Genomic DNA, 15,063 nt, shown 5'->3' with positions numbered 1-15,063 from the left:
CTTTCCTACTTTTATCTTAAATCTTTAATAACTTTCTTGTTTCTTGTACATCACCAGAAGTAATACGAACGATATACATTCCGTTACTTAAGTGCCCCGTATTTATAGTTCTACTATTACCATAAGATCTATCATTATTTTTAACTATTTTAACTTTTCTACCATCAATTGTAAATAACTCAACGGTTACCTCCTCACTTAAGTCTGAATCATATTCATAAGTAAATGAATCTGTAAATGGATTAGGATAAATGGTTAAGTTTTGTAATGATAAATCAAAATCATCTGTACCTAACGACTTCACTAAATCTGGTATTAAATAGCTATTAAAGGTAAATTTACCATGGCCACTTGGAATAAGTTGACCATCAGAATCTGTATTTTCTGATTGTGCTACTACTGTCCACTCTAATCCGTTAATTTGCCAAGTATCATTTATGGCCACCTTTGTACCCGCATAGGCAGCTTCTTTCGCAATCAGGTTATCAATAATATCTTTCATGTCTACATTAGCAGTTATTATATCAGTTGTATAATCAGCAGTAGGATCCGCTTGCACTATGGCATCAGGAACCAAATTATAGGAAGCTACTTCTCCTAAATAACCTGGCAAGGTTCTTAAAATTTGATATGTCAATCCATTATTCGCTGTAAACTCACCTATATTATTAAAAACATGATTGTCGACTTCCGTATTATTATCATATTTAATTCTTGTTTTTCCACCATTATGAAATGTATGAACTATAATATCAACTCTATTTCCACTCATATCTCCATTTTCGGTAACCCAGGCCGTCATATTAAGTTGACCTTTACCTCCACTTTCGGGGCTCCATTGCCCTTCCATAGCTGTGTTAAGTGGAAAGTCAATATCTTTTAAGGCTTTAGGATACCCTCTATCTACAGAGGTATCCTTTGCATCATGCCATGAGAATTTTTGAATTTTTATATCAAATTCTTTATGACCTTCAGCAATTACATTTTGATTTTCATATTCTATCCATGAAGGTGAACCAACAGGACCAAAATTCATTTGTATAGGTCCTTTCCATCCATCAGCGATGTAATAATTACTCCAATAACCATCACCTAAATCTTGTGAAAAAAGAGAGTTAACATCTGCACTTGGCTGTCCCCTATATGTAATTGTACCATCACCTTTACCCACTAAGATATAAGGAATCTCTGGTATAGAAATTGTGCCCCAAGTAGTACCACCTTCAAAGAGTACCGCTTGAATTCGATTTGTTTCACCAGGCCAACCATTATCCACTATTAAATCGAGCCCTATTGTATCGTTACCCGGAGGAAGTTCTACCCAAACTTCTCCAATTTTATTACTTCCTGCAGCCACTTCATTATCACGAACCTCAACTAATATTTTACTGGTTTGCAATAAATTATACTTTATGTTAACACGTCTCAACGTTCCATTATTTATAGGATCCGTTGATGTGTCAACAATTTCTAAGGTATTTTCACCCGTTGGCACATAAGCCTCTACAGTGATATCAGTTACATCTTCAGTTGCTAAATGAGCATAATTGTTATTATGATCAAATAACTGTGCCTGATAGCTATAGCCACCACCCAAAGCATCCGCTGGTATTTTAAGACTTAATGTTTCAGTCCCTGAGCCTGCACTCAAGACTTTGCTAATCTCCGTCAAGTTATTGGCATCTTTAAATCGTATAAACGCTGAAGCATCTATATTTAAGGTGTAGTTAAAGGTTATATCAACGTTAGCACCAGCAGTTACGGTAGTTGGCGGATCAACCATAGTAATTGAATTAGGTACAGTTACACCTGTTTCTACAGTAATTCCTTCTATATTTTCAGTGGCTATACTCGAACTCCAGTCAGTTGATGAAAAAAGTTGAGCTTGATAGCTATAACCAGTACCTAATTCATCCTCAGGTATTGGAAGACTGAATGTTTTAGAGCCAGAGCCTAAATCTACCTTATCATTAATCTCTGTTAAGTTGCCATTAGCATCTCTAAATCGTATAAACGCATATGTTGTGGACAAATCTGTCGTATAGTTAAAGGTAATATCAACGTTAGTACCAGCGATTACTGTAGTTGGTGGATTCACCATAGTTATTGAATTAGGTGCAGTTACACCTGTTTCTACGGTAATTCCTTCTATATTTTCAGTGAATATACTCGTACCCCAGTCAGTAGATGAAAAAAGTTGAGCTTGATAACTATAACCAGTACCCAAAGCACTCGCTGGTATTTGAAGACTTAATGTTTTAGACCCAGAGCCTAAATCTACCTTATCATTAATATCTGTTAAGTTACCATTAGCGTCTCTAAATCGTATAAACGCATATGTGGTAGACAAATCTGTTGTATAGTTAAAGGTAATATCAACGTTAGTACCTGCGGTTACAGTAGTTGGTGGATCAACCATAGTTATTGAATTTGATGGTCCTTCTACTTTTACAATTATACCTTCTATAACTTCTGCATCTAAAATTTCGTCAAAATCTCCTGAAATAAGCTGTGCTTGATAGCTATAATCGTTACCTACATTTGCTGGTGCTTCAAGACTTAAGGTCACACTTCCAGCATAATCAGTTACCTCAACGTATTTTTGCTCTAAGTTGTCACCAGCAGCATTTTTAAAACGTATCAACGCATAAGCAATCGCTATATCCTTTGTATAACTTAGGGTAATATCAACCATTTCACCAACGATAACGGTTGTTGGTGGATCCACAATAGTTATAAAATTTGCTGAAAGCTTTTCTACAGTTATTCCTTCTATATCGTGCTTTGCCAATTCAGACCATTCGGTATTGAAAAGCTGTGCTTGATAACTATAACCCGTACCTAATTCATCCACAGGTATTGGAAGACTTAATGTTAACGTTCCTGAATTGTTTGTTACCTTATCGGAAATTTCCGACACGTTACCCGCTGCATCTTTTAAACGTATAAAAACATGTGCCTCAGCCTGATCGGTTAGGTAATCAAAGGTAATATCAACGTTAGTACCCGCCATTACTGTAGTTGGCGGATCAATCATTTTTATTGAGTTTGACGGTCCTTTTACAGTGATACCTGTTATATCTTCAGTAGCAATACTACTCCCCCAATCAGTTGATGAAAAAAGTTGAGCTTGATAACTATAACCGTCACCTATTGCTACATCTGGTATTGGAAGACTTACAGTTACAGTCCCTGAACCTAAATCTACCTTTTGGCTAGCCTCTGTTAAGTTCCCATTAGCATTTTTAAATCGTATATACGCGTATGTGGTAGATACATCTGTTGTATAATTAAAGGTAATGTCAACATTAGTATTAGCCTCTACTGTGGTAGGCGGATCAACCATGGTTATTGTGTTTTGCCCTTGCACGGACATCACAAAAAAAAGTACAGAGAATAGTAATAGTAATTTTGTTTTCATAATTACATTTTTAATTGAGTATTAGTTTTAAAAGTTAGTTTGCGTACGCTTTTAAGCATTCAATTGATAAATATAATAAAAAAAACTATATAAATGTATTTTATACATTTAAAAAATATGAAATATTTTAATAAACGATATGTGCACGTCGTTTATTAAGAACTATCATTTGTAAATAAAAACTTGAATATAATAATCAACTAGTCAGTTGAATACCGAAATAATTTTACCAACACCTTATGATTACAACAAAAGCGTAACCTTTTTTCTCTGATAAAAAATGTCTTTTATCATTCACTAAGAAAACCAATTAGGAATACGACTACCTTTAATTTTTAAACGGTTTAATGTAAAACGTAAATTCATATTCTTTAGGAAGCACTCTATATTTGTTTAATATAGAAATAGCAGTTCCACCAACCCCTGATACTTTATGATCTAAATTTAAGGTTACATAATCAACATCTTTTAATTGACGTTGGTAATACGCCCTTGTCATATTATCAGTATCAAACATTTGAGCACTAGTATTAAAAGTTTGATCTCCTTTAATGAGTAATCCACTGCCATTGTTATCACTAATTGATGTCCAATACACATCTGTTTTGTTACCGTAGTCTTGAGGAATGATATACGGTACATAATCATCTTTTACAGTAGTCTCGTATTGTCCAAATTTTGCTCCCGTTTTTCTATCAGGATATGTTTCATATGGACCTCTGCCATACCACTTTACATTTTGGAACGTATCTGGTAATTGCAATTGCAATCCCATTTTCGGAATCCAATGTGTAAACTCTCCTGCTGGTGATGATTTTGTTTTCAATGTTATTTCCCCATCCTTAGAAATAGAATAATTAAATTCATTATAAAAACCAGTCGCATCTTTATTGCTTGAATCAAGTGTAATTATTTTTAAGCCTACCTCTTGTTCATTTTTGATAATTTCCATTGATACCACTTCATGCTCCAAATTATCTAAACCTAACGCATACCATCCATTAGACATGTTCACTGCCATACCCTTCTGTTGATGTCCTATTGAGGTGAAAAAAGTTCCCCAAGCATCCAATTCATTGGCTACTGGAGCTCTCCAAATATTGAATTTTGGACCTTGTTTTAGATACTCTTTCTCTTTATAAATTAACGAAGTGAGTAAACCTTTTTCTTTATTAAATGTATAGGTAAAGTCGGCACCCTTAAATAAAATAGTACTGGCATTCTCATTAATAGTTACCCCATCAGTGCTTGACATTTCACTTCTCTTTTCAATGAATGGAAACTCAAATTGCTCCCAAGCTACTTCATGTCCTTTTTTTGCCCAATTTGTATCTTCAGTAAGTGTAAAACTTAACTCCAACACATAATGTGTAGCTTCTTTAAAATTTTTGGTTTTATAAGGAATTGTAACATGCTCTTTTTTTAAAGGGGCTAGCTCAATTTTAAGCGTACCTGTTTCTATTTTTTCTCCATTAGCTGTTAAAGACCAATTGGCTTTTAACATATTTAAATTAGTAAAAGTATGACGGTTAAAAATTTCAACCTCACCTGCTGCTAAATTTAATACCTTCACATCTACTGGTTGTGGCGATTTTTTTAATTGCCATAATTCAGGTTGTATACTTCTATCTGGCCAAACCAATCCATAAGTTCGTCCTGGCAATCCGATACTGTAATAGTGAGATACATTATTCTCTGATTCAAAATCGAGCCAAAGAGCTGCCAACTTTTTCCATTCTTCATTATTAGTTTCTAAGGCTTCAATTGAAACAACATGATTAAAAATTCTAATGTTATCAATTGTTGTATGGGTTAAATATCCTAAATGATTATCAATAATATCAGCCGTTTTCCCCACATTTACAGGATAGGGACCATTGATGATATTTCCAGTACAACTTTCAGAAGCCACTAATTCACCATTTATATAAAGCACTATTTTTTCTCCATCATAAATACCGGATACTTGATGCCAATTACCTACCCAATTTTGAGGAAGATCAGCTTCTACAAAAACTTTTTCACCAGTATGCACATAGAATTGAAGTTTTGTATCACTCGATTGTACGATTCCATATTGATAATTTCCTTTGGTTATAAAATAGGTATCTCCATTATATTTTTCTGGTTTAACCCAAAATGATAACGTAAGTTTATCATCAGAAATATCTAAGGCGGTATCTCTATACACCTCTAACCAATCATCATGGCCACTCAAATAGAGGGCTTTACCAAACTTACCTTCTGTTAAAAGAGCTTTGTTCATTAAAGATGCCATCACGTTATTTGGAGAGGCATCTGGTGTAGTTCTCCATTGTGTATCAATACCAGGACTCACCCAATCCCAAATTGCCCCACCCGTTAGCCGTGGATATTTGTAAATAAGATCCCAATACTCATCTAATCCACCAAGAGCATTTCCTGCTACAGACAAATATTCATCCATAAATGAAGGTCTGTCATCATCTCCTAATGCAAAACGCTTCTCTAACATAAATGGCGTTACGTATCTGGGTCCAACAATATCTTCACATTTTATTGGATTTGTTTTTGGATCTTCATCACTATTTCCACCATACATCCATGCAGGACGACTTGGATCTATTTTCTTTCCTTCTGCGATTAAAGCACAAATATTATCACCCGGACCACTTTCATTTCCTGCACTCCAAATAATAATAGAAGCATGGTTTCTATCTCTATACACCATTTTACGCATGCGATCCAAATATTGCTCTTTCCATTCAGGTTGACTGGATAAATAAATGTTACTGTGAGCTTCATCACCGGTTTCATCTATGATATAGATACCCAATTCATCTGCTAAATCAAGATACTCCACATTGGGTGGATAGTGACTCGTACGAACACAATTAACGTTAAATTGTTTCATCAACGTTAAATCCTTACGCATGGTTTCAACATCCATAGCATGACCCGTTTTTGGATGCATCATATGACTATTTACTGCATTCAGTTTTACAGGCATACCATTAACATAAATGGCTTTATTTTTTACTTCAACTTCTCTAAAGCCAGTTTTATGACTAAAAACCTCAATAATTGTATTGTTTCTATCCAGTAACTCTAAGGTCAATGTATATAAATTAGGATGTTCTGCCGACCATTTTTTTGGGTTTTCAATAATATAAGAACCCGAATATTTTGCTAACGCAACGTCTAGAGTTTTTGATAAAATTTGCTTCTTTTTATCATCAAACAAACGTGCTTGAATGGAATACCCTTCTGAGTTTTCTTCATTAAAATTAGTCACAAACGCTTCTATATTTAAGGTTGCATCTTTATAATTTTCATCTAAATCTGTGGTCACATAAAAATCGTTTAGATGCGTTTTTGGTGTTGACATTATATATACATCTCTAAAAATACCCGCAAGACGCCATGTATCTTGATCTTCTAAATACGAACCATCACTATAATGAAGTACTTTAACTGCGATACTATTTTTACCTTTTTTCAAATAAGGTGTAATATCGTATTCAGCGGGTTCCATAGCTCCTTGATTGTAACCTACCTCATGTCCATTGACCCAAACATATGAGGCCGACTGTACACCTTCAAAATGCAGAAAATGCTGTTTATCGTTCCCGTTTTTAGGTAACGTAAAAGTTCTATAATAAGATCCGATTGGATTGAACTCTTTAGGCACTAATGGTGGTGTAGATGCATAAGGTTGCCCAATATTTCTAAACATTGGATATCCAAACCCTTCCATTTCCCAGTTTGAAGGCACCTTAATATTATCCCATTTTTTTCGATTAAAACTATTTTTATAAAAATCAGCTGGTGCTTGTTCTAAGTTTTCTGAAAAGTTAAATTTCCAAATACCATTAAGACTCATAAAATTTGGTGATGCTTTCTTTTCCAAGCTAATTGCCTCTTTAATTGTATTAAAAGGCATTAAATTAGTATGTGGCAACATTTGATTACGTTGAAATACTTCTGGATTTTCCCAATCATTTTTAGCTTGTGAAAAAGAAAAATTGCTTAGTATAATAAAGCAAAAAACAAAGAAAGAGTTTCTATATAATTTATTCATATTCTGTATTTTTATAATTTTAACTATTCAGTTCAATTGTTGAAAAATCAAAATTAATATCCATTAAAATGAGGTGAATTTATTAATAATTTTTAAGAAAAATGTTTTCATTTTCATATATTTACCAAATATAGTGTATTTTGTACACTTTATATATTTTAGATAAAAAAAATCAAATTTGGATTATTACATAAAGACGCAATACATAAAACAAAAAACTTATGAAAATTAAGAAACCACTAGTAGCAGTAGTAAGCTTTTTTTTAATTATAGCAACTAGTTTTGCACAAAAAGTAAACAATAAAAATCTTCCGTATAAAGATAGTAACTTATCAATAGAAGTTCGTGTAAATGATCTATTAGATAGAATGACATTAGAGGAAAAAATTTCTCAAATGAATATGCTAAGCCTTAGCGATTTAAAGGTTAATAAAAAAGGAAAGATTAGTAAGCAATCTTTAGACTCTCTATTTCAAGGGAGAAGCATTGGAACCTTAGAAAGCCCTTTTATAGGTGTTGACGAAATATCGCAACTTTCTGAAGCTGCAGATACATATTTACGTAAGCATACTAGACTGGGTATTCCTGCTATTCAGATTGCTGAATGTTTACATGGTCAATTGGCTTTCGGAGCTACTATTTTTCCTCAAACCATAGGTCAAGGTAGCACATGGAATCCTGATTTAATTAAAAAAATGGGAGCCACTATTGCCGAAGAAGCAAGTCTTTCTGGTGTTGACCAAGCATTGTCTCCAATATTTGATTTAGCTAGAGATCCTAGATTTGGTAGAGCGGAAGAATCATTTGGAGAAGATCCTTTTCTTGTCGCAGAAATGGGGAAAGCTTTTGTTATTGGAATGCAAGGTGATCCTGAAATTACTAAAAAAGGTATACCAGCGAATAAATTAATGGCTACAGCAAAGCATTACGTAGCCTACAGCACTCCTTTTGCTGGTATTAATCTAGGTCCAAATGAATTGGGCCCAAGAGATTTAAGAAATTTACATATGTATCCTTTTAAAAAGGTAATTCAAGAAGCAAATATTTATTCCGTTATGCCAGCTTATAATGATGTAAATGGTATTCCGATGCATTCCAATAAATATTTAATGAAAGATGTTCTTAGAGATGAACTTGGATTTAAAGGTTATGTTTTTTCAGATTATGAAGCCATTGCAATGCTTAACTATTTTCAAAAAGTTACCAAAGATGCTGCTGAAACGGCTGTTGTTGCATTGGAATCAGGAATTGATTTAGAAGCTCCCAAAAGTTTTGCGTATTCTGAATTGAACAACTTAGTAAAGTCTGGTAAGGTTGATGTTGCATTAATTGATAACGCCGTAAAAAATATATTAACTGCCAAATTTAAAGCCGGCTTATTTGATAATGCATATAAGGCTCCTAAGAAAGTTTCAAGTTTAATTCATACAGATGAGGCGGTTAATCTTGCACTAGCAATTGCGGAAGAATCGATTGTTTTACTAAAGAATGAGAATAATGTATTACCGTTAGACATTTCAAAAATAAAATCAATTGGGGTTATTGGTCCCAATGCAGATCAAGTACAATATGGCGATTACTCCTATACAAAAGATAATGAATCTGGTGTAACTATTTTGGATGGAATAAAGAAATATGCTGATAATAAGTTTACGGTTAATTATGCAAAAGGATGTAATATTACGGGGAATGATCAAAGTAAAATTCAAGCGGCAGTGGAAGTCGCTCAGAATAGTGATGTTGTAGTCTTAGTTATTGGTGGTACAAGTAGTGTGCTGTCTGGTATAGGATGGGGAAAAGACATTCCAGGTGATTACCCGACAAGTGGTGAAGGTTTTGATAGAACTACATTAACACCTCCAGGAGTACAACCAGAATTAATACAAGCGATATATAAAACAGGTAAACCCATTGTATTGGTAATGGTACATGGGAGAGCGTATTCTATTGCATGGGAAAAAGAACATCTTCCTGCAATTGTAGAAGCTTGGTATCCTGGTGAACAAGGTGGTAATGCTGTTGCTAGTGTTCTGTTTGGAGATGTAAATCCTTCTGGAAAACTAACAGTGAGTGTTCCTAAAAGCGTGGGACATGTTCCTGTTTTTTATAATTACAAACCATCAGGGAGAGGTTTTTACAGAAATCCCGGTAGTTTAGAAAAACCAGGTAGAGATTATGTTTTTTCATCGCCTGACCCTTTATTTCCTTTTGGTCACGGATTAAGTTATACAGATTTTGAGTATTCCGATTTAAAAGTTGAAGATACTAGTGTTGATATGAATGGAATGATAGTACTTTCTTTAAACATAAAGAACACAGGAAAAGTATCTGGAAAAGAAGTTATTCAGGTCTATTTTAACGATAAAGTGAGCTCAGTTACTACACCTGTAAAAGTGCTGAAAGAGTTCAAAAAAGTAACTTTAAATCCATCAGAGCTTAAAACGATCAGTTTTTCTATTCCTATGAGCGAATTTGGTTTATATGATAAGGATATGAATTATATTATTGAACCAGGTGAATTTGATATAATGGTAGGTAGTTCTTCTGACGACATAAGACTTCAAAAAACGATTACTATTAAGTAATTATCATTTGCAACTCGTATTTATATTGCTAAAGCCACACTTTATTATTCAATAATTCATTAAACAATAAAAAAACACCTTGTCTATTTTATAAAATAGACAAGGTGTTTACGATATAACAATCGTATAAAATATTTAAATTTATTTAATGAACGATAATGTCTATATGGAAGTGGATGATTTCATTAAAAATTAAGTTCTTTTTCATTTCTTAAAGAATACCTTTTTTAAAAGCTCAATAAAGAAATCAAACCAACTTAATACAAGTATTAAGTTAAGCTAAAAGGGATAAATAATAGACAATTCCCCTATCACCATTTCAGCATTAACTTAATACTAATTACTAACAAGCTTTAAACATAGTCCGCTTTTACACAGTGACATTATCTTAAAGAGTAATTTAACTCTTACACTATACAATTGAATTAAATAGATTCAATATTTTTTAAATCTTTTCAAATTTTACAGACTGTATGATAATACCATTGGTTTGATTTCCGATGTCTAATAGTATTCTCGCCATTGGCGTATCTGATTTTGTCATCGTAAAAGTTTTCTCATAAGTACTATATTCTGAGTCGACAAGAAATATTGAGCCACCACCATCATAGGGTTGATATCCATCTCTACCATCTCCATCTCCCACAGAAAGTGTGAATGAGAAGTCTCCTTGTGATTGATATGCTTTTAGCACTACTGTTAGTTTATATTTACCACCATTAACGAGCATTAAATTGGGCTTGTAAAATTGAACATCCCAATAATTTGCACCTGGAACGATATCTTTTATGACTATCGTTCTGTTCTCTTCATACACATTTGCAGATCCTCCTCCATTCTGGTTCAAAACCCATCCGTCAAAGCCACTAGAGAAATCAGATTCATATAATATTTCTGAACCAAGAGGAATAGAAATTGTATCTGCCAAACCTGGATATGAAATTACAATTTCAGAAGTTCCACTACTATAAACATCCCCATTTGCTGGATTCGTTGAGATGCCATAAACTTCAAATTGATCAAATGAAACAATTAAATCATCACTACCACTTATAGATAATTTAACATTAAGCCCATCTAAATCTATTGTTTCACCATCTTGATAGACTAATTTTTCAGGATTGGTTTCAATCTCCATTCCAACTACATCCAATGGAATTACCGTAATAGGAATTTTTACTACTTCTCCTGTTATATGTAAAACCTTAACATCAGTTATATTAGCTTTTAATAGTTCATCATTTGTGGGATCGGTTGTAAGTTTAAAATTTTCAAATTCTTCATAACCAACCTCTACTTCACTATTATCAAGCAGTGTTACTCGAATAAGCGTGCCAGCAAGATCTAATCGCTCTCCTACACCATACTCACTTTTTAAAGGTGCAGTAACAAGCACACCTTTTAATGGAGCAAACGGTTTTACATTTATTTCTTGTTCTACCGTTACATCTGTGAGAACATAAGTAACCAATAATTCTTTATTATCTCTACTGAGTACCGTTTCGTTCTCAGGTATTGTTTCAATTTCATCTTTTATTTCAGTATAATCAAAATCTTTTCTATCTCCATTTTCATAAACCATGGTCACTATCATATCCGTTAAATCTAACTTTTGACCGCTGACATATTCTTTTTTAGGTTCGTTTTTGATTTCTATTGCCGTAACATCGTTAGTAACACTAATGGTCTGTATTAAACCTTTACCTGAAGTACCTAGTTTTATTGTGACAGATTTGTCAGAGAATTCTAAAACTTTACCATTTTCAGGTTCTGTAATAATACCTTCTTGTTCAAAAGAATCAAAAGGTATATCGATTTTTTCACCACCCTTGTCTAATGTTATAACCATATCAGACAAATTGAGTTCACTTCCAAGTACATAATTTACTTGTGGCAGTGTCTTCATAGAAACTCTACTTAAATTAGATAAAGGTTCGTCGTCGTTATCACAAGAACTCAAAAAAGCTACAAATACCAGTGTAAAAAGTAACGATGCAAATTTGAAGCGTGAATTATTTGTTGTTTGTTTCATCTATTTGAAATTTTTTAATGGTCAAAAATTATGTAAACATTCCATTACTTTAATGTTTGAAAATAACATTTTTAGATATTTAAGAATGCATAAAATTCAATTTCATTTCATGATTTTTTGTTCTTGTATCTTTATTTAAGTTCAACCACAAACTCTTCAAAAATGGCTGTTCTATCACGAATTACAAGCGTATCCTTAACTACATGTGTTTCTGCATTTGCAGCATCAGCATATGAGTAATCCAAATAAATTACATCTCTTGTTTTTCCTCCCCATTCATCGCCATCCTCAACATATTTTCCAGATCCAGTAATTCCATATTCATCACCTTTAAAGCTAGTGACCGCACACGTACCATCGTCATTAAAAGTAAGCTCCATAACCACATTACCTGGACTAGATGCTTCACCTCGGCCAATTAAATTTTCTAACTTAACTTTGTTAAAACCTGATGTTTCAACAAGGATTACCTCGTCGTTTTCTACATATTCCCCATGGTATGTTCTCCCCACACTGTTCGCTGGTGCAGTAATCAAATCTTCACCTCTTCTAAGATATTTTCCATGAAATTTATTCATAAACTTAATACCAAAAAGAGTATAATCTTTTGGTAAAATATCCCAATCCGCAGGGTTTAACCTATCCGGATTATTGACAATACTTACTCCAGTAAGTAAACTATCAATATTATCGGCCTTTGTCATTCTTAGTGGAATTACGTAATTCGTAGTATTTACAGGACCAAAAGATAGCGTATCTTGAAAAAAGGCATCATGCAACTGGACTTTTATACGAGCTTTGGTATCACCAGAAGAAATTAAAACAGGGCTAATTCTTTCCATTGTGTAATATTCAGCTGGAAGTGCTTTTACATTCGTCACATTATCCAATAAACTATTATCTATTTCAAAATAGATACCTCGCTCTTTCCCATTTTCTCTTATTCCCGTCATTAATGCGGTAATTTCAAAATTATGGTCATTGTCAGTTTCATTTAAACCCTGATCATACTTACCCAATATGAGCGTACGTGCGGGAGTTTGGTATGGAAAATAAGTTGCCGTAAAGTCATAATCATCAAATTCTGGTTCAGAATTACTACACGACATCGCGATGAGTGCACTTATTAATAAAATTATATTTCTTGTATTCATCGAGTGAAAAATTTACAATTATTTATTTTAATGATCAATGGGTTTTATATTTAATTGATAAGCTGTCTTACCATCCCATGTTTTGTTCCAAAGCATCAAATTTTACTAACTCACTTTGAGGTATTGGGGCATAATTAGCGTTTTCTAAATATAATCTTGGTTCAACTACAAATTCATTATAGCTGCTACCATCATATTTAGAACCTATAATATCTGGAATATCATCTAACATATTCCATCTTCGTAAATCAAATAGACGATGCCCTTCAAAACAAAGCTCTAACCTTCTTTCATTGCGGATAAGACTTCTCATATCTTCCTTTGTACTTATCCCTGCCAAATAGCTATCTCCAGAATCAAGTCCGATACCTGCTCTTTGTCTAATGGCCTCAATTATTGTTCTTGCAGACATACCGCCCACCATATTGTCTGGGCCGCCTAACTCATTGGCTGACTCTGCTAGCATCAAATAAAGATCTGTATATCTTAAAAAAACGTTCATCTTTTCAGAGGCTGAAACATTACCATCACTACTAATAGTTACTTTAGGATCTAATAACTTTTTAAGATAATAACCAGATCGTGTAGATCGAAACTGCACTTTATCAATCTCATCATTACCACCACCGGCACCCGTTTTAATTATTCTATTATTTAAATCGTTTCCATTATATAAAACATATTTTTTTAATCTTGGATCTCTATTTGCAAAGGGGTTTGCAGCATCATAATCTGGATGTGTTGTTGAAAAAGGAGTTCCATCTAACATTGGGAAAGCATCTACTAAATTTTGTGACGGATTCAATTTACCTTCTCCATTTAATGATGGTGGATAATGTTGTTTTTCTAACCATGTAAACGAAGGGGAAACATTATCTCTCCAAAGTACTTCTGGAAAATTACGTGTACCTATAGTAAAATCATAAAAATCGTAATATCCTGTCGGATCTAAACCTGTTATCCCTCCATTATCATTTAATAAGTCAGCAAGAATGTTGGCCGTTTTTTGATAATAGTCTCCAGAACCGTTCATAAAGGCTGGACTGGCTGCCAAAAGATTCAACTTTGCTTGAAAGGCCTTAATAATGCGACCATTTATACGTCCGTCTTGATTTTTACCAAAAACAAACTGATATCTATCGTCATCTGTTCCATTATAAATGGACGGTTGATTGGACAAGTTTCCATCCCAATCCATTGGTAAATATTCTAATGCTTCATTAAAATCTTCATTTATTCGATCTACCGTTTCTTCAAATCCAAGTCTAGGTAAATTAAAATCAGCATCATAATCTAAAAATTCCGTAATGTAAGGTATACCTAAAAGTTCACCAGAAGTTCCCATCCCAGCATGTTCTTGTAGGATCCAAAAATGTCTTAAGGCTCTCATAGCTATCGCCTCGCCATACATACGTTGTTTAAAAAGATTGTTTGTTTCTTCATCTCTTTTCCAAACAACCTCATCAATGATACTAAGAAATTTATTTACATAAAGCACTTTTTCATATTGAGACCATCTGTTGGAAAAGGGGTTTTGTGCGTTCCATTCTCCTGTAGCCATTCTACGAAATCCGCTTAAATAATTGTTAACAGCATCATCAGTTGCCGAATCGTTAAATAACACTTGATTTGACATGCTTCCGTAAGCATCTAACAATAACCCTTCGGCCATTGCTGGATCTGAAGTTAGTCTATCATCTCCAGCTAAATTTTCATCAAGAGGTTCGAAAGTATCACATCCTACGACGGATAAAAGCATTAATGAAAGGAATGTATATTTGATAAAAGTTTTCATATCTAGATCTAATTTT

The 15,063-nt window shown here is 33.5% G+C and carries 6 protein-coding genes; 1 reads left to right on the top strand and 5 read right to left on the bottom strand.

The features are described 5' to 3' along the window. Positions 1–16: 16 nt before the first annotated feature. Both FF125_RS04230 and FF125_RS04225 read right to left on the bottom strand, forming a co-directional pair. Entirely contained in the window at positions 17–3,421 is a 3,405-nt protein-coding gene (locus tag FF125_RS04230; RefSeq protein WP_138948609.1) for a T9SS type A sorting domain-containing protein, read from the bottom strand. 328 nt (positions 3,422–3,749) lie between these two features. Beyond that, positions 3,750–7,481 (bottom strand): beta-galactosidase small subunit-related protein, encoded by a 3,732-nt coding sequence (locus tag FF125_RS04225; RefSeq protein WP_138948608.1) that lies wholly within the window; start codon positions 7,479–7,481, stop codon positions 3,750–3,752. A 221-nt stretch (positions 7,482–7,702) separates the two neighbouring features. On the opposite strand from FF125_RS04225, the gene FF125_RS04220 reads away from it, so the two are divergent. Continuing rightward, positions 7,703–10,066, top strand: coding sequence for a glycoside hydrolase family 3 N-terminal domain-containing protein (locus tag FF125_RS04220; RefSeq protein WP_138948607.1), 2,364 nt, complete (start codon positions 7,703–7,705; stop codon positions 10,064–10,066). Between the two features lie 445 nt (positions 10,067–10,511). Here FF125_RS04220 and FF125_RS04215 read toward each other — a convergent pair whose 3' ends face one another. The 3 genes from FF125_RS04215 to FF125_RS04205 form a co-directional block, all read right to left on the bottom strand. After that, positions 10,512–12,098 (bottom strand): carbohydrate binding domain-containing protein, encoded by a 1,587-nt coding sequence (locus FF125_RS04215; protein ID WP_138948606.1) that lies wholly within the window; start codon positions 12,096–12,098, stop codon positions 10,512–10,514. Positions 12,099–12,229: 131 nt separating this feature from the next. Further along, a complete protein-coding gene (locus FF125_RS04210) occupies positions 12,230–13,252 on the bottom strand; it encodes a DUF5627 domain-containing protein (protein WP_138948605.1) in 1,023 nt (340 codons plus the stop codon). Positions 13,253–13,319: 67 nt separating this feature from the next. Beyond that, a complete protein-coding gene (locus FF125_RS04205) occupies positions 13,320–15,047 on the bottom strand; it encodes a RagB/SusD family nutrient uptake outer membrane protein (RefSeq protein WP_138948604.1) in 1,728 nt (575 codons plus the stop codon). Positions 15,048–15,063: the final 16 nt, after the last annotated feature.

Source organism: Aureibaculum algae, from assembly GCF_006065315.1.
GTDB lineage: Bacteria > Bacteroidota > Bacteroidia > Flavobacteriales > Flavobacteriaceae > Aureibaculum > Aureibaculum algae.
The sequence above is the reverse complement of the archived record's forward strand: the minus strand, read 5'-3'. Positions and strand labels throughout refer to the sequence as shown.

Coding starts and splice junctions, on each gene's coding strand:
- FF125_RS04230 (WP_138948609.1), bottom strand. CDS start 3,421: ATGAAAACAAAATTACTATTACTATTCTCTGTACTTTTTTTTGTGATG.
- FF125_RS04225 (WP_138948608.1), bottom strand. CDS start 7,481: ATGAATAAATTATATAGAAACTCTTTCTTTGTTTTTTGCTTTATTATA.
- FF125_RS04220 (WP_138948607.1), top strand. CDS start 7,703: ATGAAAATTAAGAAACCACTAGTAGCAGTAGTAAGCTTTTTTTTAATT.
- FF125_RS04215 (WP_138948606.1), bottom strand. CDS start 12,098: ATGAAACAAACAACAAATAATTCACGCTTCAAATTTGCATCGTTACTT.
- FF125_RS04210 (WP_138948605.1), bottom strand. CDS start 13,252: ATGAATACAAGAAATATAATTTTATTAATAAGTGCACTCATCGCGATG.
- FF125_RS04205 (WP_138948604.1), bottom strand. CDS start 15,047: ATGAAAACTTTTATCAAATATACATTCCTTTCATTAATGCTTTTATCC.